19 protein-coding genes and 1 pseudogene are annotated in these 21,063 nt (G+C 62.8%); 9 read left to right on the top strand and 11 right to left on the bottom strand.

Annotated features, from left to right (window positions below; all coding sequences use genetic code 11):
* Positions 1-103: 103 nt before the first annotated feature.
* Positions 104-541, top strand: coding sequence for a DUF805 domain-containing protein (locus C7G61_RS36270; protein ID WP_108522496.1), 438 nt, complete (start codon positions 104-106; stop codon positions 539-541).
* Positions 542-562: 21 nt separating this feature from the next.
* Here C7G61_RS36270 and C7G61_RS47620 read toward each other — a convergent pair.
* The 3 genes and pseudogenes from C7G61_RS47620 to C7G61_RS36260 form a co-directional block, all read right to left on the bottom strand.
* Positions 563-691: pseudogene (locus tag C7G61_RS47620) on the bottom strand (carboxymuconolactone decarboxylase family protein); the annotation flags it as partial.
* A 42-nt stretch (positions 692-733) separates the two neighbouring features.
* The gene (locus C7G61_RS36265; protein WP_108522495.1) at positions 734-1,480 is read right to left on the bottom strand and encodes a C13 family peptidase; all 747 of its coding nucleotides are present in this window, start codon (positions 1,478-1,480) and stop codon (positions 734-736) included.
* A gap of 141 nt (positions 1,481-1,621) precedes the next feature.
* On the bottom strand, positions 1,622-2,101 hold the full coding sequence (locus C7G61_RS36260) for a carboxymuconolactone decarboxylase family protein (RefSeq protein ID WP_108522494.1): 480 nt from the start codon (positions 2,099-2,101) through the stop codon (positions 1,622-1,624).
* A 50-nt stretch (positions 2,102-2,151) separates the two neighbouring features.
* Here C7G61_RS36260 and C7G61_RS36255 point away from each other — a divergent pair, with 50 nt between their 5' ends.
* Both C7G61_RS36255 and C7G61_RS36250 read left to right on the top strand, forming a co-directional pair.
* Positions 2,152-2,742 carry a MarR family winged helix-turn-helix transcriptional regulator gene (locus tag C7G61_RS36255; protein ID WP_420836824.1) on the top strand — a complete coding sequence of 197 codons (591 nt, stop codon included), beginning with the start codon at positions 2,152-2,154 and terminating at the stop codon, positions 2,740-2,742.
* Between the two features lie 67 nt (positions 2,743-2,809).
* Positions 2,810-4,042, top strand: a complete 1,233-nt coding sequence (locus C7G61_RS36250) for a lytic murein transglycosylase (protein WP_108522492.1) — start codon at positions 2,810-2,812, stop codon at positions 4,040-4,042.
* Here the strand turns inward: C7G61_RS36250 and C7G61_RS36245 are convergent.
* Entirely contained in the window at positions 3,997-4,719 is a 723-nt protein-coding gene (locus tag C7G61_RS36245) for an FMN-dependent NADH-azoreductase (RefSeq protein ID WP_108522491.1), read from the bottom strand. The genes C7G61_RS36250 and C7G61_RS36245 overlap by 46 nt on opposite strands.
* Positions 4,720-4,829: 110 nt before the next feature.
* Between C7G61_RS36245 and C7G61_RS36240 the strand changes: the two genes are divergently transcribed.
* On the top strand, positions 4,830-5,720 hold the full coding sequence (locus C7G61_RS36240) for a LysR substrate-binding domain-containing protein (protein ID WP_108522490.1): 891 nt from the start codon (positions 4,830-4,832) through the stop codon (positions 5,718-5,720).
* Positions 5,721-5,763: 43 nt separating this feature from the next.
* On the opposite strand, the gene C7G61_RS36235 is transcribed toward C7G61_RS36240, so the two are convergent.
* Together C7G61_RS36235 and recJ are read right to left on the bottom strand one after the other, a co-directional pair.
* Complete coding sequence (locus C7G61_RS36235) at positions 5,764-6,573, bottom strand: SDR family NAD(P)-dependent oxidoreductase (protein WP_108522489.1); 810 nt, start codon at positions 6,571-6,573, stop codon at positions 5,764-5,766.
* Positions 6,574-6,607: 34 nt separating this feature from the next.
* Positions 6,608-8,449 (bottom strand): single-stranded-DNA-specific exonuclease RecJ, encoded by a 1,842-nt coding sequence (gene recJ, locus C7G61_RS36230; RefSeq protein WP_108522488.1) that lies wholly within the window; start codon positions 8,447-8,449, stop codon positions 6,608-6,610.
* A 306-nt stretch (positions 8,450-8,755) separates the two neighbouring features.
* Here recJ and C7G61_RS36225 point away from each other — a divergent pair, with 306 nt between their 5' ends.
* Positions 8,756-9,850, top strand: coding sequence for a methyl-accepting chemotaxis protein (locus tag C7G61_RS36225; RefSeq protein WP_108522487.1), 1,095 nt, complete (start codon positions 8,756-8,758; stop codon positions 9,848-9,850).
* A 124-nt stretch (positions 9,851-9,974) separates the two neighbouring features.
* Here the strand turns inward: C7G61_RS36225 and C7G61_RS36220 are convergent, their stop codons facing one another.
* The 5 genes from C7G61_RS36220 to C7G61_RS36200 form a co-directional block, all read right to left on the bottom strand.
* Positions 9,975-10,694: a haloacid dehalogenase type II gene (locus tag C7G61_RS36220; protein ID WP_108522486.1), complete on the bottom strand. Its 720-nt coding sequence runs from the start codon at positions 10,692-10,694 to the stop codon at positions 9,975-9,977.
* Between the two features lie 110 nt (positions 10,695-10,804).
* On the bottom strand, positions 10,805-11,806 hold the full coding sequence (glpX, locus tag C7G61_RS36215) for a class II fructose-bisphosphatase (protein ID WP_108522485.1): 1,002 nt from the start codon (positions 11,804-11,806) through the stop codon (positions 10,805-10,807).
* Positions 11,807-11,881: 75 nt separating this feature from the next.
* Positions 11,882-13,201 carry a homoserine dehydrogenase gene (locus C7G61_RS36210; RefSeq protein ID WP_108522484.1) on the bottom strand — a complete coding sequence of 440 codons (1,320 nt, stop codon included), beginning with the start codon at positions 13,199-13,201 and terminating at the stop codon, positions 11,882-11,884.
* A 27-nt stretch (positions 13,202-13,228) separates the two neighbouring features.
* Complete coding sequence (locus tag C7G61_RS36205; protein ID WP_108522483.1) at positions 13,229-14,449, bottom strand: LL-diaminopimelate aminotransferase; 1,221 nt, start codon at positions 14,447-14,449, stop codon at positions 13,229-13,231.
* A gap of 292 nt (positions 14,450-14,741) precedes the next feature.
* On the bottom strand, positions 14,742-15,035 hold the full coding sequence (locus C7G61_RS36200) for a hypothetical protein (protein WP_108522482.1): 294 nt from the start codon (positions 15,033-15,035) through the stop codon (positions 14,742-14,744).
* Positions 15,036-15,328: 293 nt separating this feature from the next.
* On the opposite strand from C7G61_RS36200, the gene C7G61_RS36195 reads away from it, so the two are divergent.
* The 4 genes from C7G61_RS36195 (at position 15,329) to C7G61_RS36180 (ending at position 20,989) form a co-directional block, all read left to right on the top strand.
* Positions 15,329-17,134 (top strand): PHA/PHB synthase family protein, encoded by a 1,806-nt coding sequence (locus C7G61_RS36195; protein ID WP_108522481.1) that lies wholly within the window; start codon positions 15,329-15,331, stop codon positions 17,132-17,134.
* 81 nt (positions 17,135-17,215) lie between these two features.
* Complete coding sequence (locus C7G61_RS36190; RefSeq protein ID WP_108522506.1) at positions 17,216-17,614, top strand: MAPEG family protein; 399 nt, start codon at positions 17,216-17,218, stop codon at positions 17,612-17,614.
* A 321-nt stretch (positions 17,615-17,935) separates the two neighbouring features.
* The gene (locus tag C7G61_RS36185) at positions 17,936-20,176 is read left to right on the top strand and encodes an AfsR/SARP family transcriptional regulator (RefSeq protein WP_108522480.1); all 2,241 of its coding nucleotides are present in this window, start codon (positions 17,936-17,938) and stop codon (positions 20,174-20,176) included.
* Positions 20,177-20,275: 99 nt separating this feature from the next.
* Complete coding sequence (locus C7G61_RS36180) at positions 20,276-20,989, top strand: hypothetical protein (protein WP_145963750.1); 714 nt, start codon at positions 20,276-20,278, stop codon at positions 20,987-20,989.
* The last annotated feature ends 74 nt before the right edge of the window (positions 20,990-21,063 follow it).

The following is a 21,063-nucleotide window of genomic DNA, read 5'->3' as shown; positions in this document are numbered from 1 at the left end:
CGCGAGATGCAGCCAAATTTGATCGAGATATTACTGAGGCATTAACCCGCCACGTATATCATCGCAGCCGGTTTGAAACGTAAAGCTGTGGTTCCTTCGCAATATGCTCTCCACCTTCAGCTGGTTCTTTCTATCTTTTAGCGGCCGATCGAGTCGCCAGGAGTTCTGGCTCGGCTACATCGGCTCGATCGCGGTATTGGCTGTGCTGATCCGGACATTGCCGAATCTTGTCTTGCCCAGTCCCTTCTACTATTTGCCCGGGCCCGGCAATGAGCTGGACTTTCTACTGAAATTGTCAACCGCCATCGCCCTCTTCATTGTGATTTGGCCACTGACTGCAATTTTCGTGAAGCGATTGCACGATTTCAACGTCTCGGGCTGGTGGCTGGTCGCCATGGCGGCGATCCCCCCAATTTCCAAAATGACGAACATAAATCTGGCAATTCTTCACCTCGTCGTTGTCGCCGTCCTGGGTTTCATTCCGGGAGCGCGGGGAAACAATCGGTTTGGCGTCGATCCGGTCGTTCGCGCGGGAATCTAGCAGGACACGGTTCCCACCGGCTCAGACCGTCCCCGGCCGCGCCGGCGGCGTCCAGCGAAACGCGACGCCGAACCTGTTCCAGACATTGATCGACGCCACCACCGACGTGAGATAGGCGAGCTCCTTCTCCGAAAACTCGGTGCTCGCTTGCGCAGCACGCCAGTGCTCACGGATGCAAGGCGGCCCGATTGTTCAAGGACTCGCAATGAGCAACGGCTGCACGTTTGCTCCGCCTGCCATCAGGGGATTCGACGGCTCGAAGTGCTCGCGCAGTTCTCGCTTCCGGACGAGCGCGCGCGCAACAACAAAGGCTTCCTTCAGGCTTCTGGCTTGCCGGAGCGCAACGTTGAAAAAGGCATCGCCGAAATAGGTCCACTTGGCCTTGTCCTGGCAGCCGAACGATGGATGGTCGGCATCGGCCGCGGTGATGACCAGGACATCGGGGTTAGCAAGACGAGGGATAAAGACGCCGGAATAGCAGGCCGAGATGACCACCACCTTGTGTCGCACGCGCGTCCGCGCCAACATATCGGCGAGATTGGCCGGCGTGAGCGTTTGCGTGAGTCGCCCCGCTTTGACTGCAAGACCGTCGCGGGAGCCATGCGAGGTCAGAATCAAGAACAGAACGTCGTTCTCGGCGTCCATCCCATTGGCTGCCGCTTGCAACGACATGGCCAGGGCCTCGATCGTTGCGCCGCCGCCTTTCTTCGAATTGTATTGCACGTTGACTGGGCCGCTCCCGAAACGGCCCGCCACGACCTGTGCTGCGCCGGTCGCCTCGCGTCTGAACACGCCTTGATCGCCGAAAAGGCCAAAGGACACCACGCTCACCCTGGGAGCGTCCTCAACCGCGTGCGACGGCGAAACCGACGGCACGACCGTCAGGACGAGCGCGATGAGCGGTGCGCCGAGCCGGCTGATCCAGGAGTTGGACGTCATTGCGAACCTTGTCTCGTCATGGCTACAATAGCATAGCAGCCCAGTCCGCAACACGCGCTGTTGGCCAACTATCTGGCCTTCATCAAACTTACACCAATCAGCATCCTGTTCGGCGGCGCTGGTGAGTCCGCGTCCTGAATTCTATGACGCTGCCGCGTCCACGGCCTGTTTCCGCGCCGGAGGTGTCCAACGAAAGGCGGCGCCGAACCTGTTCCAGACATTGATCGACGCCACCGCCGACGTGAGATAGGCGAGTTCCTTCTCCGAGAACTCGGCGCTCGCCTCTGCATAGACCTCGTCGCTGACGCCCTCGCTGAGCAAGGTCAGCGCCTCGGTCCATGCCAGTGCCGCACGCTCGCGGGCCGAGAATTGCGGCGCCTCGCGCCAGACCACCACGAGATTGAGTTTATCAGTGGGCACGCCGAGCTTCTCGCTTTCCAGGATGTGATACTGCACGCAGAAGGCGCAGCCGTTGATCTGCGAGGCGCGCAGCTTGATCAGTTCGAGCAGTTGCTTGTCGATGCCGGCCTTGCCCGCGACCTGGCTCAGCGCCAGCACGGCCTCGTAGGCGTCCGGCGTCAGCGACATGAAGTCTCTGTATTCTTTGCGGGCGTGTGACATCTCTTGTGCCTCATGTTATCAGTGCTCTGATTTATTATAAGAGCACTGACATGCTGCGCAAGGCACCACGGGACACGGCGGCGCGATCGCAAAATGCTCCGGCGAAAAATCCACAGCGGGCGCCAAAACCGGTAGCCGGGAGCGCCGGCCGACGGTCGCGGCAAACATCCGCCGGCAACCCCGCCCCGTTGATGCTTCGTCCGCCGCCGCCCGGCGAAGGCAAACGCGGCGAGCAAGGCTACCTCGCCTACCTGCTGCGCCAGGCCCAGGCCGCGACGCGGCTCGCAATGGAGCGGTCGCTGGCCGACCTCGGCGTAACCCCGCCGCAATTCGTCGTACTGACCATGCTCAAGGCCTATCCCGGCCTGTCCGGCGCCGAGCTTGCGCGGGTGGCAATGCTGACGCCGCAGACGGTTGGCGTCATCATCCGCAATCTCGAGCGCGACGACGCCATCAAGAAGACCCCGCACCCCGTTCATGGCCGGGCGCTGCAGTGGACGGTGACGCGGCGGGGTGCTGCCTTGCTCGACAGGTGCAAGCGACACGCGCAAGTGATCGAGCAACGGCTGACGGCCGGGCTGTCTGCGAGGGACCAGACCATGATCCGCCGCTGGCTCGCCAAAATCGCCGCGGATTTGTGAGGGAATCGCCGGTTCCCGCGGCGTCATGGCTTTTGGCACCGGCCCGCCGCGCCGCTAGACTGCCGGCATGAAACAGCCCGATTCCCCTGATGCCCCGACCCGCCGTGCCGTGCTGAAGGCCGGCATCGGCGCAGGCACCCTGCTCGCCACACCGCTTGCCGCGCTTGCAGCCCCACCCGGCTTCGACCAATGGCGCGACAATTTTCGCACGCGCGTACTTGCAAAAGGCATTTCGGACGCGACCTGGACGCGGGTGATGGGCCGCATCGAGCCCGACATGAGCGTGTTCCGGCAGATGCAGAAGCAGCCGGAGTTCCACGAGCAGATCTGGCAATACATCAATCGCCGCGCCTCGGACTGGCGCATCATCAACGGCCGTGAAGCCCTGAAGAAGCACGAGGCGCTGTTCGCGCGGATCGAGCAGGATTTTGGCGTCGAGCGAGGCACGCTGCTGGCGCTGTGGGGCGTTGAATCAGCCTATGGCGATCCCCTGGTGCAGCAGAACCATATGCGCCCGATTTTTCCGGCGCTTGCGGCGCTGGCCTGGAACGAACCGCGCCGCCGCGCCTATTGGGAAACCGAGCTGATCAACGCGCTGAAAATCGTCGATCGCGGCTGGGGCACGCCGGCGGAAATGCGCGGCTCCTGGGCCGGCGCGATGGGCCATACGCAGTGGATGCCCGAAGTCTGGCTCAATGTCGGCATGGACTACGACAAGGACGGCCGCGTCTCGCCGTTCGGCAAGCCCGACGACGCGCTCGGCTCCAGCGCGCGCTATCTGCTCAACCGCGGCAAGTATCATCGCGGCGAACACTGGGGCTATGAAGTCCGCAGTTCCGGAGGGTCTTCGAGCGGCAGCCGGACCTACGCAGCATGGGCCAGCGCCGGCGTCACGCGCGCCGATGGCAAGCCGTTCCCGCAGCCGAACGCATCCGCGCAGATGTGGGTGCCGGTCGCCGGCGGTCCTTCGTTCCTGTTGGGCCCGAATTTCTATTCGGTGAAGAGCTACAATCCATCGATGAACTACGCGCTGGCGATCTGCCATCTCGGCGACCGCATTCTGGGCGCGCCGCCTTTCATCCAGCCCTTCCCCGGCTCCGAACGCGCGCTGACGCTTCCCGAAGTGCAGGAGCTGCAGACGCGATTGACAAAAGCCGGCTTCGACACCGGTGGCACCGACGGCCGCGTCGGGAACGACACCATGAAGGCGGTGAAGGACTATCAAACCAAGATGGGATTGCTGCCGGCTGACGGTTACGGCGGACTGAAGGTGCTGGCGCGGTTGAGGCAGGGCGGGTAAACCGCTTGCCGCGCCTCCGCCAGCCGGTCGACCAGTTCATCAACGGCGCCTTCCGCCGCCGCAATCGACGCCTGCAATCGATCGCCGCCGAACTCGTCATACTCGATTGCAACGCTGTGGAACGCGGTGACGCCTAGAAAGGCGAAGACATCGCGGATAGCACCCTCCACATGATTGATATGAGCGATGCGGCCGCCCGGATCGTACCCGTAATCGCCGCGGGAACCGAGCAGGATGAGACGCTTGTCCATCCCCGCCAGCAGTGGCGTATAGGGATCGTCAGGCCGTGAACGATCAAAACCGAACGTGCGCCCGACCCGCACGACGTTGTCGATATAAGCCTTGAACTGTGCGGGCATCCCGAAATTGTACATCGGCACGCCGGCCACGACCAAATCGGCTGCGATCAGCTCGTTGATGAGCGCATCGCTTTCGGCCAGCGCCTCGTTCATCCAGGGCTCACGTTGGTCGGGCTTGGTGAAGGCGGCGCCGATCCATTTTTCGGCGACCGGATGCGGCGGTGATTGGCCGACATCGCGACTGATCAGAACATCATTCGGCCGCTGTTGCAGCCAACGGCGAGTAAACCGCTCGGTGAGCCTGCGCGTATGCGATCCGCGCGAACTTCGGTCTGAGGCTTGGGAACGCGCGCTGGAATCAATTCGTAATAGCTTCATGACATATCTCCGTTCATCTGTTAGCGGCTTAGATCGGCGCAGCGGGCCGCATTGACAAACGCAAATTACTCAGCCTATGGATGAGCTAAATTCATCTATAGGCCATAGCAATGCGACGTCTGCCTCCATTGATTGGCCTGCGCGCGTTCGAGGCCGCCGCGCGACATCTGAGCTTCAAGCGCGCGGCGCACGAACTGCACGTCACGCCGACGGCGATCAGTCATCAGGTGCGGCAGCTGGAGGAAGCGATCGGCGTAAGCTTGTTCGAACGGCGCACGCGCCAGGTGCTGCTCACGGCGGAGGGGCAAATATTGCTGCCGGTTCTCCGCGACGGCTTCGATTCCTTTGCGCGCGTTATCGATGGCTTGAGCCGCACGCGGCGGCGCACCGTGGTGACGCTCTCCGCGACACCTGCTTTCGCGGCCAAGTGGCTGGTGCCGCGCATCGCGGCATTTCGCAAGGCACGACCAGACATCGATCTCACGTTGCTCGCGACGCTGGAAGCCGTCGACCTCGGTTCGGGCGTCGCTGATCTCGCCCTGCGCTATGGCCCCGGACCCTACCCCGATCTGGTCGCTGAGACCCTTACCGTCGATCGCTTTGCGCCGGTCGTAAGTCCGCGCCTCGGTATCAAGAAAACGAGCGACCTGCGGTCAGCGACCTTGCTGCATTTCGACTGGTATCGTCGCGATCCCGGCAATCCGACCTGGCGTCGCTGGATGAAAATTGCCGGCATTGACGGCATCGATGCGCGGGCGGGCCTGCGCTTCAGCGATGAGACCCATGCGATCCAGGCGACGGTCGCCGGCGCCGGGATCGCGCTGCATAGCCTGCTGCTTGTCTCCGACGAACTGGCGCAGGGCACGTTGGAGGTCCCGTTCGGACCGGAGCTTGAAGGCTTCTCCTTGCACCTGGTCCGCGGCCGCGACAGGCCGCTGAGCGAACCGATCGAGGCCGTGCAGGCTTGGTTGCGGGCGCAATTCACCGCAGCGCCCCGATAGTGCTCTGACGCGTATCACACCGAAGAAGCGGATTTCGCCACCCTCACGCCCTCCGCGCCACCCCGCCCGCATTCATCCCGCCATCGATGACGAGCTCGGTTCCGGTCACATAGCGCGAGGCATCCGAGGCGAGATACAAAACTCCCTGCGCGATCTCTTCAGCGTGGCCGGCACGCCCGAGCGGTGTCACCATCTTCGCACGCTCCTCGGGATCGATCGGCGCGTTCTGCCCGCTGCCTGTGGCTCCCGCCGGAATCTTGCCCCAGATCGGCGTGTCGATGATTCCGGGATGCACCGAGTTGACGCGGATGCCGTCGCCAAACGTAGCGCACTCCATCGCGATCGACTTGGCGAACAGCCGGACACCGCCCTTGGTCGCGGAGTAACCGGAAAGACCGGCCGCGCCGCGCAACCCCGCCAGCGACGACATCATGATGACGGAGCCGCCGCCGGTCTTGCGCATCGCCGGCAGGCAATGCTTCACGGATAAAAATACGCCGTCGAGATTGACCGCGTTCTGCCGCCGCCAATCCGCCAGCGACATCTCGGTGATCGTCGGAACGGAGATTCCGATGCCGGCGTTGGAGACCAGCACGTCCAGCCGCCCGTAGCGCTTCATCACGTCAGCCACGACCTCGATCCAGCGTTCCTCGCTGGTGACGTCGTGATGCCAAAAGCTCGCCTCTCCACCCGCCTTCTTGATCCGCGCTACGACCTCGGGACCTTTCAAATCGTCGACGTCGGTTACGGCAATCGAGGCGCCTTTGCGCGCCAGCAACTCGCAAACCGCTTCGCCAATGCCGGACGCACCGCCGGTCACCAGCGCGACCTTGCCCTGAACCTGCCCTGTCATTTCTTCTCCCGTTTGTTGTTCTTGGTTGTTCGAATTACCTGATCAAGGCGGGTCCCGGATCCGGCACTGCGACGTCGGTCACGCGCAACTGCACGCGTTCCGAGCCCTGAAAGCGATCGACCGCGAGCGAGCCTGCTACATGCAGCGGCTGGCCGCGGTTCTGCGTCAGCGCGTGGCCGAGCTTCTGCCCGACCGAGCGAAACGCAATGCCGTTGACGATGGCGCCGTCGCCGGACTTGAAGCGCAGGCGCAGATGCGCTTGCCCCACTTCGTCGGCATAGACCAGCTGATGCGCCGGCAGCGCGATCACGGGCTCCGGATTGGCCGCCCCGAACGGCCCGGCGCGGTTCAGCATCGTCGCGAATTCCACGGTCACACTGCGCGCGCTCACCGCGCCGTCGATGAACAGCTCGTGCTCGTGACGGGAATTGGCGACGTCCTCGGCCAGCGCGCTTTCCATGAAGGCACGAAATTCCGCAAGCTTCTCCTTGCGCAGCGTCACGCCCGCGGCCATGGCGTGGCCGCCGCCCTTCATCAAGAGCCGCTCCTTCACCGCCTGCCGCACCGCCTTGCCGAGATCGACGCCTGAGATCGAGCGGCCCGAGCCGGTGCCGATGCCGCCCGGCTCCAGCGCAATCGCAAAGGCGGGACGTGCAAACTTCTCCTTCAGCCGCGAAGCAACCAGGCCGACGATGCCGGGATGCCAGCCCTCGGCGGCGGTCACGATCACCGCGCCCTTGTCTTCGAGCCCGAGCGAAGCCAGCGCTTCGGCCTCGGCTTGCGCCTCCGCCGCCTGCTCGATGATGCGGCGCTCGCTGTTGAGCCGGTCGAGTTCGGCTGCGATCCGCGCGGCCTCCGAGATGTCGCCTTCCAGCAGCAGCCGCACCCCGAGATCGGCGCGGCCGATGCGACCGCCGGCATTGATGCGCGGCCCCAGCATGAATCCGAGGTGCCAGGCTTCCGGCGGCCCGTTCAGCCGCGCCACATCCATCAGCGCGGTATGGCCGATATGGTCGCGGCGGCGCATCGCGATCAGGCCCTTGGCGACGAAGGCGCGGTTGAGCCCGGTCAGGGGCGCGACGTCGGCGACGGTGCCGAGCGCCACATGGTGCAGCATGCCGAGCAGATCCGGCTCCGGCCGCTCGGCATTCCAGAAGCCGCGGCTACGCAATTCCCGGTTCACCGCCACCAGCGTAATCAGCACCAGGCCGACGGCAGCGAGATGACCGAGGCCGGAGAGATCGTCAGGCCGGTTCGGGTTCACCAGCGCATCGACCTCGGGCAATTCGTCGCCGGTCTGGTGGTGGTCGATGACGACCACGGACATGCCGAGCTTCCGTGCTTCCGCCAGCGGCTCGAGGCTAGTAGTGCCGCAATCGACGGTGACGAGCAGCGTCGCGCCTTTGCCGGCGAGCCCTCGCACCGCGTCGACATTGGGGCCATAGCCTTCGAAGATGCGGTCGGGGATGTGGATCAGCGGATCGAGCCCGCAATGGCGCAGATGCCAGGCCAGCAGCGCCGCCGAGGTCGCGCCATCGACATCGTAATCGCCGAAGATCGCGACCTTCTCGGCGCGCGCGGCGGCGTCGGCAATGCGCCTCGCCGCCGTCTCCATCTGCGTCACGGTGTGGGGATCGGGCATCAATTTGCGGATGGTCGGATCGAGGAAATCCTCGACCTCGTCGATCCCGACATCGCGCCCCGCCAGCACGCGCGCCAGCATCTCCGGCAACTGGTAGCGCTGCGTGATCGCCAGCGCCCGCGCCGCCCCCCTGGCATCGAGCCGGTCGCGCCACAATTTGCCGGTCGCCGAACGCAAGACGCCGAGAAACGCCGGCGGCAGTTCAACGGGAAGTGCGGATACGGGGAGCGTCATGATTCCTTCGAGTGATAGGGACAAAGCCGCCGATCGGCAAACCGGGACCATGGCGTGGTGCGGCTCCGCGCGAATCACTGCGGCCAACGCGACACAATCCCGGCCGCGCCGGCTTTGAGCCTATGCCGATAAAAACGACTTGCACAAAGAAGATGCAACTTGTCCCCGCAATACTACCCGCGGGAGGCAGAAATTAAACCAATCGTTAGCCATGATCCCCGACAAAGGAGTCAAATACGCACTCGTTGAGTCTCGCCGATCCGCAGAAGATCGACATCCGCACAAAGACTGAGGAATTCCCCGCCAATGTCCGTCGCGCTTCGCTCCCAAACAGCAACGATCGCAAAACAGCCAGCCAATGCAGCGGGCGCCGAGGACGAGGCCGACGTTTCCGCGCTGATCGCGAGATTGACCGCCGAGGTCAATCAGGTCGCCTGCGAGAAGACCAAGTCGATCCAGAAGATCACCAACCAGATGAAGATGCTGGCGCTGAACGCGCTGATCGAGAGCTCACGCGCAGGCGCCCAGGGCGCGGGCTTTGCCGTGGTGGCGCAGGAAGTCCGCAATGTCGGTCAGCAGGTCGAGACCATCGCCCGCGAGCTCGAAAGCCAGCTCACCAACCGCACCGGCAATCTGATGAATTCGATCGCGCAGATGGCCGACCGCTCGCGCGGCGAGCGCATGGTCGATCTGTCGCTGAACGCCATCGAGCTGATCGACCGCAATCTCTATGAGCGCACCTGCGACGTGCGCTGGTGGGCGACCGATTCCGCCGTCGTCGATTGCGCAGCGGCGCCGGAGGCTGCCGCCGTCGCCCATGTCTCGGAACGACTGGCCGTGATCCTCGGCGCCTATACCGTCTATCTCGATCTCTGGCTGTGCGATCTCGACGGCAATGTGCGCGCCAACGGCCGCGCTGACCGTTTCAACGTCGTGGGCCAGAACGTGGTGCACACAAAATGGTTTCGCGCCGCGCGGGACCTGCGCTCCGGCGACGATTACGCCGTCGGCGACGTCGAATGCCAGCCTTTGCTTGGCAACGCCCAGGTCGTGACCTATTGCGCCAGCGTTCGCGCCGGCGGCAAGGCCAACGGCAAACCGACCGGCGTGCTGGCGGTCCATTTCGACTGGGAGCCGCAGGCCCGCGCCATCGTGCAAGGCGTGCGCGTCGGCGCCGCCGACAAGGCGCGCGTGCTGCTGGTCGATTCGAATTTCCGCGTGATCGCCGCGTCCGACGGCCAGGGCCTGCTCACCGAGCGCGTCTCGCTTCCACTGGAGGGACGGCGCTCCGGCTTCCATCAAGACCGCTCCGGCGCGCTGGTCGCCTTCCACGCCACGCCCGGCTACGAGACGTATAAGGGGCTTGGTTGGTTCGGTGTGATCCAAGGCGGCGCGGGATAGGCTGCGCAGCAGCGGCAGCGCGTAGGATGGGTAGAGCGAAGCGAAACCCATCAACCACAGTGCGCGACGGTGATGGGTTTCGCTTCGCTCTACCCATCCTACGAACTACACCCCGCGGAAATCGCTAGCACCCCAACCTATCGGCGATGCCGCCAAAATCCTTGGCGACGATGTCCCAGTCGCCCTTGGCCTCGAAATCATATTTCTGGTGCGGGCCGTATTCGGTGGGACGCGCGACGAACGCGGTCTTCAGGCCGTTCTGCTGTGCCGCTTTCAGATCACCGTTGTGCGCAGCGACCATCATCACCTCACACGGCGGCAGGCAAAGCAATTTGGCGGCACCGAGATAGGTTTCGGGATCGGGCTTGTAGTGCTCGAACAACTCCGCCGACATCACGAGGTCCCACGGCAGGCCGGCGAACTTTGCCATGTTGGTCAACAGCGCGACGTTGCCGTTGGAGAGCGGCGAGATGATGTATTTCTTTTTCAGCCGCGTCAGCCCCGGCACGCTGTCGGGCCAGGGATGCAGGCGGTGCCAGCCCATCGTCAGGTAATGCAGGTCAGCGTCGCTCAAGCCCTGTATCGAAAACTGCGCCACCAATTTTTCCAGCGACCGCCGGTGCAGCGTATCGAGGATCTGATAGCCGCGTTCGGGGTGTTTGCGCACCTCGTCCATCGAGGCCATGTAGACGCCGCGCCAGCCATCGACCAAAGCGGTCCAGTCGGCCTCGATGCCTGAGGTCTCAGACCATTTGGTGAAATCATTGATGAGGCTGGTGCGCCAGTCGACGACGGTGCCGAACACGTCGAACACCAGCGCCTTCACCGCGGAAATGTCGGACATGCGAGCCTCTCCCCTGTTCTTATTGTTCGTCATTCCGGGGCGATGCGCAGCATCGAACCCGGAATCTCGAGATTCCGGGTTCGCTTCGCGCCCCGGAATGACAGCAGCCGCTAGTCCAAATGGAACTTATCCAACTGCCGGTGCTCGGCCTTGATGTAGCGCACCGTGCCGGTCACCGAGCGCATCACCACCGTTTCGGTCTCGATCACATCATCCTTGCGGAATTTGACGCCCGTGAGCAGCGAACCCGTGGTGACGCCGGTGGCCGCGAACAGACAGTCGCCCCGCACCATGTCCTCGATGCCGTAGATCATCTTCGGATCGGTCACACCCATCTTGTGCGCGCGCTCGCGCTTCTCCTCGCTGTCGAGGATCAGCCGGCATTGCATCTGGCCGCCGATGCAACGCAGCGCCGCCGCGGCCAGCACGCCCTCAGGCGCGCCGCCAGTGCCGATATACATGTCGACGCCGGTGTTGTCAGGATCGGCACAATGGATCACGCCCGCCACGTCGCCGTCGGTGATCAGCCGCACCGCGGCGCCGGTCGAGCGGATGCTGGCGATGATATCGGCGTGGCGCGGGCGGTCGAGTACCAGCACCGTGATCGCGCCAGGCTCGACGCCTTTGGCTTTGGCGAGCCGGCGGACATTGTCGGCAGGCGACGCGTCGAGCTCGACCACGCCCTTGGTGTAGCCCGGGCCGACCGCGAGCTTCTCCATATAGACGTCGGGCGCGTGCAACAGCGTGCCGCCATCGGCCATCGCCATGGTCGCGATCGCACCCGGCATGTTCTTGGCGCAGAGCGTGGTGCCTTCCAGCGGATCGACCGCGATATCGACCTGCGGACCGGCGTTGAGCCCGACCTTCTCGCCGATGAACAGCATCGGCGCCTCGTCGCGCTCGCCCTCGCCGATCACGACGGTGCCTTCGATCGGCAGCTTGTTGAGTTCGCGACGCATCGCGTCGACGGCCGCCTGGTCGGCGGCCTTCTCCTGGCCATGGCCGCGCAGCCGCGCCGCCGAAACAGCCGCGCGCTCCGTCACGCGCACGATCTCGAGCGTGAGAATGCGCTCGAGCAATAGCTGCGGCGGAACGGAAATATGGGTCGACATCGGCTTACTCCTTTAAACCTGCACGGGGCCCCGGCCCGATCTATCGTTCAACGCGCAACTCATGCAAATCGCGCGCTAGTTTTTCTCGATTCGTATCACCTGCGGCCGGCCGCTGATCACCTTATCGCGCTGTACCGCCTCTAGCGCACGGTACACCGCATCCTCGGAGGTTGCGTAGGTAATCAGGATGACCGGAACCGGTGACGCTTTTTTCGTGGCGCCATTCAGGTCGACACCTTCGGGATGACGCTGCACGATCGATTCCAGTGAAATCTTCTGTTCGGCGAGGCGGGTGGCGATGGTGGCGGCGGTGCCGGCAAGATCGCGCGCCATCAAGCGGATGTAGTAGCCGCCCTCATGGCGCTCCATCGGCGCCTTGGTGGTGTCGCGCAACCGCTCCACGGGACGTCCGAACGGCCTTGCGCGAATACCGCGCGCCACATCGGCGATGTCGGCCACGACGGCAGACGCCGTCGCCGCACCGCCGGCGCCAGGCCCCACCAGCGTGATCGGCGGGATACCCTCGCCGTCGATAGTCACCGCGTTTGTAACACCCATCACCTGCGCAATCGAGGATGATTTCGGCACCATGGTCGGATGCACGCGCTGCTCGATGCCCTTGGCGGTCCGCACCGCCACGCCAAGCAGTTTGACGCGGTAGCCCAGTTCCTCAGCCGCACGCAGATCTTCCGGCGCGATCGAGGAGATGCCTTCGACATAGACCGCGCTCTGCGCCACCTTGGTGCCGAAAGCGAGGCTCGCCAGGATCGCAAGCTTCTGCGCGGTGTCGTGGCCGTCGACATCGAACGACGGATTGGCTTCGGCATAGCCGAGACGCTGTGCGTCCTTCAGGCATTCGGCAAACGATAGCCCCTCCTGCTCCATCCGGGTCAGGATGTAATTGCAGGTGCCGTTGAGGATGCCGTAGACGCGGTTGACACCGGTGCCGGCAAGCCCCTCGCGAAGGGTCTTGATGACGGGAATGGCCGCGCCAACGGCGGCCTCGTAGTTGAGCGCGCCGCCATGCTTCTCCGCAGCCTTCGCCAGCCGGATGCCGTGCTTGGCGATCAGCGCTTTGTTGGCGGTCACCACCGACTTGCCTGACTTCAGCGCGGCCTCGATCGCCGACAGCGCCGGCTCGCCGGAGCCGCCCATCAGTTCGACGAAGCAATCGACGTTGGGGTCATTGGCCAGTGCCAGCGGGCTTTTCGCCCAGTCGATGCCGCGCAAGTCGAGCGAGCGCTTTTTCGCCTTCGAACGCGCGGTGACGGCCACGACGCGCACGCCGCGTCCGCTGCGCTCGGACAGCGTCCGCGACTGCTCTTCGATGAGGCGGACGACTTCGGCGCCAACAGTGCCGAGCCCCGCGATACCCACTCTCAGGGGTGCGACCATGAATGAGAGAACCTGCAATAGAAGGAATTAGCGCCGGTTGGCGAGAGGAACCACGTTGTGCAACGTTTCAATGCCGCTTTCAAGGAAGCGTCGCACCCCGCGGGCCGCCTGGCGGATACGTTGCTCGTTTTCCACCATGGCGATGCGGACATAGCCCTCGCCATGCTCGCCGAAGGCGACGCCGGGCGAGACCACCACGCCGGATTTCTCCACCATCAGGGTCGCGAACTGCATGCTGCCGACGCTCTCGAAGGTCTTGGGCAGCGGCGCCCAGGCGAACATCGAGGCCTGCGGCGGCGGAATCTCCCAGCCCGCCCGGCCAAACGATTCGACCAGCGCGTCGCGGCGCTTGCGGTAGGTGTCGCGCATTTCCTTGATGCAATCCTCCGGCCCGTTCAGCGCGGCGGTGGCGGCGACTTGAATGGGGGTGAACGCGCCGTAGTCGAGGTAGGATTTCACCCGCGCCAGCGCCGCGATGATCCGCTCGTTGCCGACGGCAAAGCCCATGCGCCAGCCCGCCATAGAGAACGTCTTCGACATCGAGGTGAACTCGACGGTGACGTCCATCGCGCCGGGAACCTGCAACACCGAGGGCGGCGGATTGTCGTCGTCGAAATAGACTTCGGCATAGGCCAGATCCGACAGGATGAAGATCTCGTGCTTCTTCGCGAACGCCACCAGATCCCTGTAGAAATCGAGGTCGGCGACATAGGCGGTCGGATTGGAGGGATAGCAGACGATCAGCGCGATCGGCTTCGGGATCGAGTGGATGATCGCGCGTTCCACCGCCTCGAAGAATTGCGGCGTCGGTTCCGAGGGCACCGAGCGGATCACGCCGCCCGCCATCAGGAAGCCGAAGGCATGTATAGGATAGCTCGGATTGGGGCACAGCACGACGTCGCCGGGCGCGGTGATCGCCTGCGCCACGTTGGCAAAACCTTCCTTCGAGCCGAGGGTTGCCACGACCTGGGTGTCCGGATTGAGTTTCACGCCGAACCGCCGCCCGTAATAGGCGGCTTGCGCCTTGCGCAGGCCGTTGATGCCGCGTGAGGCCGAGTAGCGGTCGGTCCGCGGCTTGCCGAGCGTCTCCTTCAGTTTCTCCAGCACATGGGGCGGCGTCGGCAGGTCCGGATTGCCCATGCCCATGTCGATGATGTCGGCCCCGGCATTGCGCGCGGCCGCCTTGGCCTGGTTGACCTTCTCGAACACGTAAGGCGGCAGACGGCGGATGCGATAAAAATCTTCCATGGGACCCTTGCTCCGACAACCGGCAGGACAGAATCGAACGGAACCTTCGCGGCTATCGAAACCGGAACCGGGTTTCGGTCAGAAGTCGCGCTCAATCAAGGATTTAGAGCGAATTCAGGCGCGAGATCCCTGAGCTCTGGACCCGCAATGCGGTTGAATTGGGTTCTTTTACCACGGGAGCCCGGCAGCGCCAGTTTTTATGGCGTTTTCAAGCAGCCCCGGACCTGGTCCGGGTTTGGCCGGTTCGCGCCAGGAGAATGCGCCAGGATAGCGCGTCAAACCGACGAGCCCCTCACTTCTTGGCTGGTTTTGCCGGGGTGGAAGCCGTTGCCTGACGGTCGCGGGCGGCTGTCAAATCTGACTGAATTTTAGCCAGTTCGGCCGGCTTGATCGCCTCCTCGTTGCGGTCCGGCGGCAGGTCATGCACCGGTAGATAGCCACCGGCTTCCTTCGGACGCTCGGGCGCGTCTGCCGGCACGCCAAGGGCCGGCATATCCGCGATCTGCGTCGAGCAGCCGCCAAGCGCGAATGCCGACGCAAACAGCGCGGCAATCGACCACAGCCTTATCGTTCGATCTGCCGGCATCCGTCCGGAAATCCCCAACTACCTGCGCACCCCCGCATCGCGATGGCATCTATGCGCTGGTACGAGCTTTGCAACGCAGAATCGTCCCGCTGCGTTGATTTCGCTAGAACCGTTCAAACCATTGTCGCCTGAAACGATTAAAGCCCAAAGAGCAAATGTGATCGGTGCGGCTGCAATGTGTGCAACATGCGTGAACACGCAAACTTTATCGCAGTGCAACAGGGTTAACCCCAACCCTCTCGCCGTCAATCGACGCGGTGACGAACGCGAAATGAAGTTATAGTGTCCTTGATATGAGCGACGTCAACACCGAAACCCAAGGTTTGAAGACCTTCAACGCCGAAGCCTTCGCCATGAACATCGCCAAGGCGATGGAGACGAGCGGTCAGGCGCTCGCGGCCTATCTCAAGCCGCGCGAGGACGGGGAACCGAAGGACAAGCCGCCCAGCGAGATCGGTGAGGTCATCAAGACCTTCACCAAGGTGGCGGAATACTGGCTGACGGACCAGCAACGCGCCGAAGACCTGCAGACCCGGATGGGCAAGGCCTATCTCGATCTCTGGGGCCAGGCCGCGCGCCGCATGGCGGGCGAAGCGGTCAAGCCTGCGATCGAGCCGTCGCCGCGCGACAAGCGTTTCAAGGATCCGGAGTGGAGATCGAACCAGTTCTTCGATTTCGTGCTGCAGCTCTATCTGCTCACCGCGCAATGGGCGCAGGAACTGGTGAAGAACGCCGAAGGCGTCGATCCGCACACGCGCAAGAAGGCCGAGTTCTACGTTCAGCAGATCACCAACGCGATCGCGCCATCGAATTTCATTCTCACCAATCCCGAAGTGCTGCGCGAGACGCTGGCCTCGAACGGCGACAATCTCGTGCGCGGCATGAAGATGCTCACCGAGGACATCGAAGCCGGCCGCGGCACGCTTCGTATCCGCCAGTCCGACCCGACGAACCTTGTCGTCGGCGTCAACATGGCGACGACGCCCGGCAAGGTGATCTACCAGAACGAGCTGATGCAGCTGATCCAGTACACACCGACCACGGAGACGGTGCTGCGCACGCCGCTCCTGATCGTGCCGCCCTGGATCAACAAGTTCTACATTCTCGATCTCAAGCCGGAAAAATCCTACATCAAATGGTGCGTCGACCAGGGAATCACCGTGTTCGTGATCTCCTGGGTCAACCCCGACAAGGAACTCGGCAAGAAAACCTTCGACGACTACATGAAGGAAGGCCCGCTCACCGCGATGGACATCATCGAAAAGGTGACGGGCGAGATGAAGGTCCATACCGTCGGCTACTGCGTCGGCGGCACCCTGCTTGCCTCGACGCTGGCCTGGCTCGCCGAGAAGCGGCGCCAGCGCGTCACCTCGGCGACATTCTTTGCCGCGCAGGTCGACTTCACCCATGCCGGCGATTTGCTCGTGTTCGTCGATGAAGACCAGATCTCGGCGCTCGAGCGCGACATGCAGGCGGCCGGCGTGCTCGAAGGCAGCAGGATGGCGATGGCCTTCAACATGCTGCGCTCCAACGACCTGATCTGGTCGTATGTCGTCAGCAACTATCTGAAGGGACAGGCGCCCTCCTCCTTCGACCTGCTGCACTGGAATTCCGACGCCACGCGGATGCCGGCCGCCAACCATTCCTATTACTTGCGCAACTGCTATCTGGAAAACCGGCTCTCCTCCGGCAGCATGGTGCTCGACAACACGCTGCTCGACCTGTCGAAGGTCAAGGTGCCCATCTACAATCTCGCGACGCGGGAGGACCACATCGCGCCGGCGGATTCAGTTCTCTACGGTTCGCAGTTCTTCGGCGGCCCGGTCAAATATGTGCTGTCCGGCTCCGGCCATATCGCCGGCGTGGTGAACCCGCCGGAATTGGGCAAATACCAGTACTGGACCAACGACAACATCAAGGACATCACGCTCGCCGACTGGATGAAGAACGCGACCGAACACAAGGGCTCGTGGTGGCCCGACTGGCGGCAATGGCTGGAGAGCCTGGACGCCGAGCAGGTGCCCGCGCGCGCCGTCGGCTCCGAGGAGTTGCCACCGATCGAGGACGCGCCCGGCAGCTACGTCAAGGTCCGCGCATAGCGCGGCCGCGGGCGGTTGGGTATAACCTGATATCCCATGCCGGGAATCGAAATCGATTGAGGGAGACCGATGACGCAACCAATCACGCGCGAATTGTTCTGGCTGACTCTGACGGTGATTTTGACCGGGCTGATGTGGATTCCCTACATCATCAACCGCTGTCAGGTGCGCGGCCTTTCCGGTGCCATGGCCAATCCCTCGCGCAACGACAAGCCGCACGCCGATTGGGCCAACCGGCTGATGTTCGCCCATGACAACGCGGTCGAGAACCTCGTGATCTTCGCGCCGCTGGTCTTGATACTGCACGCCATCGACTATTCCGACAGGTGGACCGTGCTGGCCTGCGCCGTCTATTTCTGGTCGCGTGTCGCGCACCTGATCGTCTACACGCTGGGCCTGCCGGTGTTCCGCACGCTGGCCTTTACCGTCGGCTTCCTGGCGCAAGCCGCGCTGGCGCTCGCGATCTTCAGGGTGGTTTGAGGCGACCAGCCCTCAGGAATCCATCTCCTTGCATCGTTATCCGGGGCGCTGAGTGGCCACTCCGAAATCCTGAGATTCCCGGTTGGGTTATGGTGAACCCACTCCGGGCCTTTATAGACAGGCCGCGGCGGCGTCGCACCGAGCGGCCCCATTGAGGCTGGCTCAGACCGGTCAGGAGACAAATTTCACGTTGTCGACCGCACGGCGGTAGAACATACTATCCAAGCTATTGGAGGAATTGGGCTGACGGCATTCCAACAAAATTCATTTAGCCCGGTTTAGGGCGACACGTCTTGTAAACATCCGCTGCATGAATTGTTCATGGCGGAAAAGAGCCCCTGCTCTGACGAAAGCTTTTTTATTGGAATTGAACAGCATAGCCCATCGTTATCCATGACGACACAAGGCGAAATGAAAACATCGACCGCACGATTTCAATTGAGGGTGCTAGGGTCGATAGAGCTTGCTGCAGAGGAAACCGGCGAGCCCATTCCACTTCAGTCCGCCAAGATGCGCGCCCTGCTCGTCTATCTTTCCGCGGCGCCCAACTTCAGCGAAAGCCGCCGAAAGCTGGCGTCGCTATTATGGAGCAGAAGCGGAGAGGAGCAAGCGCGTCAAAGCCTGCGACAACTCCTGAGCAACTTCCGGCGAGGCGCTGCTTCGGGGGCTACCGACATCATTGCGTTCGACGATTCGACCGTAGGGCTCGACACGTCCCTGTTGGCCATCGATCGGGCGGCGCTGGCGGACTGGCGTTCGGCGTCTGAAGCTTCGGAAATCCGGCGAATTGCCGATTCGTATCGGGGCGACTTTGGCAGCGAGGCAGAAATCGGCGAGGCCGAGTTTGATGACTGGCTGGCCAATGAGCGTTTGCGAACCAGGGAGATTGCAATCGCGGTTTTCGACCGCTTGGTCCGCATGTTGGCCGAACGCGGGGAACCCGCCGAAGCTTTATCGGTCGCCAATCGGTTGGTGGAAATCGACCCGTTGAGAGAGGAAACTCAGCGCCTTGTCATCGCGCAAGAAGCTGCAGCCTCAGGACGGGCGTCCGCCATGCAGCGGTATGAGACATTCCGGATTCTTCTTCGGGAAGAACTGGGCGTTCGCCCTGAGGCGGCGACGCAAGAGTTGATCGAACAGCTTCGGCGAAAAAAGGCATCGGCGCCTGAGAGCATCAACGAACCGTCCGGTGAAATTCCGGATCCGGCCCCGCTTCCCGTGCTGCCGGGGCCCGGCGCTTCGGCAGCCGGCCGAACATACAAATACGCCGTCGCGGCCCTTATCGTCGCAGCCTTGGCTGTAGGTACATCGATCGGCTATCGATCATGGAACAGCTCCACGGATCCGATCTCTTATGTTGGTGAAAACTCCGGCCGGGTCTCGGTCGTTGTCCTGCCATTTGAAACCGCAGGAGGCCGCAACTTGCCGGAGGTCCAAACCGCCGGTCTTGAGGCGGAGACGGTTCTTGCCTTTGCACGCAATAATCGCCTTTCGATCGTTGCCGTGCAGGGCGGTACCTTGCCCCGCGATCCAATTAGCCTCGGACGCTCCCACCGTGCACGCTATGTGGTGCAGACCAGGCTCAAGGAATCTCAGGCCGAGATCCAGGCAGATATCAACTTGTTTGACGCGACAACCGGCGTCAGCGTCTGGGCCGGGCCACTGTCCATAACCGCAACGGAGTCCGCATCGGTCAGATTTGCACGCCAGTTCTATCGGTATGTCTACGCCGAAATTACGCTACACCGCGCCAAGACATTATCCGATACCGCAGCCGACTCGATCCCGGCGCTGCTATGGCGGGCCGAAGCTGCCCGAATTCGGACACGGGTGGGTAACGCAGATACATCTGAAGTCGCGTTGTTTGAAGAAGTCCTCAAGCAGGATCCAAACCAGCTCTATGGCCTCCTCGGACTATCGGATCACTACATCCTGAAGGTCGCGCGCGAACAGAGCCAGGCGCGCGCGCAGGATATCGAGCGCGCCAACAGCCTTTTGCTTCGTGCGCGAGAGCAGGCCCCCAACCTGGCCGAAGTAGCCTTCAGCATGGGCATGATCAACAAGCTGCAAGGCAGGTTCGAGCAGGCCGGCCTCGAATTCGAACGCGCCTTTCTGCTGGATCGGACCCACTGGAATGCCGCCGCCCAGGCCGCACATATCAAGCTGTTTCTGGGCCGGTTTGAGGATGCCTACGCGCAAATGGAAGGGGTAACGAACTATCTGCTGCCGGACATAGCCTCGGCTGAGACTGCCTATATCGCCGGCGAAACGGCGCTCATGGCCGGATATCCGGAGCGGGCGATCACATATCTCGACCTCGCCATCAGCGGCAACCCCACCGTCTCCCGCATTCACGGAATGCGGGCGGCCGCTCTTCACAGCGCCGGCCGAAAGTCCGAGGCGGCCATCGCCGCTGCGACATCCAGGAGCCTGTCGCCGACCTATACGCCCGAAATGATGGCCCGCCGGGGCGGGATCAACGCCAGTGCCCGGTACAAATCGGCTCGTGACGAATATGTCGCTGCCTTCAAAACGGCCCTGGCGGCAGAGCCGACCAACTAAATCGCGGCATGCGCGAGAAATTTCCCCGATTGACGGCACTTTGACGGTCACTTGACGGTGCCTGTGCTGGCCTCTGTTGCATGACACAGGGGGCTTAAAATGAAATCTCGCCTATTGGGCGCGCTTGCGGGCGCGGCGCTATGTTCGATTGCCTCGCAGGCATCCGCCACCATCGTCAATGTCACCTACACGGGGATCGTGACCTATGATCGCGACCTGACTGGCATTTTCGGAACGGTCGGCGGAAACAATGATCTGGTCGGGCAGTCCTACACCGCCAAGTTCACGTTCGATACCTCGCTTGGGGATGCCAATAGCAGTCCAGGCCCCTATCCCTATCAGGAAACTTTCGGCGGCACGGGTTACTTAGGCAGCCCCACGTCACCCGTGACCAGCGCGACCGTTACCATTGGCAGCGTGACGGTCTCCGTCCCCGCGACATATCAGGGCTTTGCGGGCGCCGTCCAATATGACGATGGCTTTGGCCGACAATTTCATTATGCGCGCGCGAACGACGCTTCTTCGGTTGTGTATTCGCAAGCGCATGTTTACGCCTACGATGGCAGCGTTCCTTTCTCGCTCACCGGCCCGTTTACCTACACTCCGACCTACGGCGGCACTCTGCAATTTTACAGCCACGACTACACTCTCGGTCAAGTTATTCAAAACACCTCTGTCTATGCCAGCGTGACCAGTCTCACCGTCACCTCGGGCGTCCCCGAACTCTCTACCTGGGCCATGATGATCCTGGGCTTCGCAGGTGTCGGCTTCGCTGCCTACCGGCGCGGGAGCAATTCCGTTCGTTGGGTGTAATCGAGCCGCCTTCGGGCGGCTTTCGTTTGCCCGGACATTTTTATCTTGGGGTTGAACAACGCGAATTCGAAAAT

Source organism: Bradyrhizobium algeriense (assembly GCF_003062295.1).
GTDB classification, from domain to species: Bacteria; Pseudomonadota; Alphaproteobacteria; order Rhizobiales; family Xanthobacteraceae; genus Bradyrhizobium; species Bradyrhizobium algeriense.
Note: the sequence above shows the minus strand (reverse complement) of the source record. Positions and strands in the feature narration are given on the sequence as shown.

Bases quoted from the DNA above. Each gene is read 5' to 3' on its own strand.
- C7G61_RS36255 (WP_420836824.1), top strand. From the start codon at position 2,152: ATGCTGCGCAAGGCACCACGGGACACGGCGGCGCGATCGCAAAATGCT.
- C7G61_RS36225 (WP_108522487.1), top strand. From the start codon at position 8,756: ATGTCCGTCGCGCTTCGCTCCCAAACAGCAACGATCGCAAAACAGCCA.
- C7G61_RS36250 (WP_108522492.1), top strand. From the start codon at position 2,810: ATGAAACAGCCCGATTCCCCTGATGCCCCGACCCGCCGTGCCGTGCTG.
- C7G61_RS36210 (WP_108522484.1), bottom strand. From the start codon at position 13,201: ATGGTCGCACCCCTGAGAGTGGGTATCGCGGGGCTCGGCACTGTTGGC.
- C7G61_RS36220 (WP_108522486.1), bottom strand. From the start codon at position 10,694: ATGTCCGACATTTCCGCGGTGAAGGCGCTGGTGTTCGACGTGTTCGGC.
- C7G61_RS36200 (WP_108522482.1), bottom strand. From the start codon at position 15,035: ATGCCGGCAGATCGAACGATAAGGCTGTGGTCGATTGCCGCGCTGTTT.
- C7G61_RS36245 (WP_108522491.1), bottom strand. From the start codon at position 4,719: ATGAAGCTATTACGAATTGATTCCAGCGCGCGTTCCCAAGCCTCAGAC.
- recJ (WP_108522488.1), bottom strand. From the start codon at position 8,449: ATGACGCTCCCCGTATCCGCACTTCCCGTTGAACTGCCGCCGGCGTTT.
- C7G61_RS36260 (WP_108522494.1), bottom strand. From the start codon at position 2,101: ATGTCACACGCCCGCAAAGAATACAGAGACTTCATGTCGCTGACGCCG.
- C7G61_RS36270 (WP_108522496.1), top strand. From the start codon at position 104: ATGCTCTCCACCTTCAGCTGGTTCTTTCTATCTTTTAGCGGCCGATCG.
- C7G61_RS36235 (WP_108522489.1), bottom strand. From the start codon at position 6,573: ATGACAGGGCAGGTTCAGGGCAAGGTCGCGCTGGTGACCGGCGGTGCG.
- C7G61_RS36180 (WP_145963750.1), top strand. From the start codon at position 20,276: ATGAAATCTCGCCTATTGGGCGCGCTTGCGGGCGCGGCGCTATGTTCG.
- C7G61_RS36185 (WP_108522480.1), top strand. From the start codon at position 17,936: ATGGCGGAAAAGAGCCCCTGCTCTGACGAAAGCTTTTTTATTGGAATT.
- C7G61_RS36265 (WP_108522495.1), bottom strand. From the start codon at position 1,480: ATGACGTCCAACTCCTGGATCAGCCGGCTCGGCGCACCGCTCATCGCG.
- C7G61_RS36195 (WP_108522481.1), top strand. From the start codon at position 15,329: ATGAGCGACGTCAACACCGAAACCCAAGGTTTGAAGACCTTCAACGCC.
- C7G61_RS36240 (WP_108522490.1), top strand. From the start codon at position 4,830: ATGCGACGTCTGCCTCCATTGATTGGCCTGCGCGCGTTCGAGGCCGCC.
- C7G61_RS36205 (WP_108522483.1), bottom strand. From the start codon at position 14,449: ATGGAAGATTTTTATCGCATCCGCCGTCTGCCGCCTTACGTGTTCGAG.
- glpX (WP_108522485.1), bottom strand. From the start codon at position 11,806: ATGTCGACCCATATTTCCGTTCCGCCGCAGCTATTGCTCGAGCGCATT.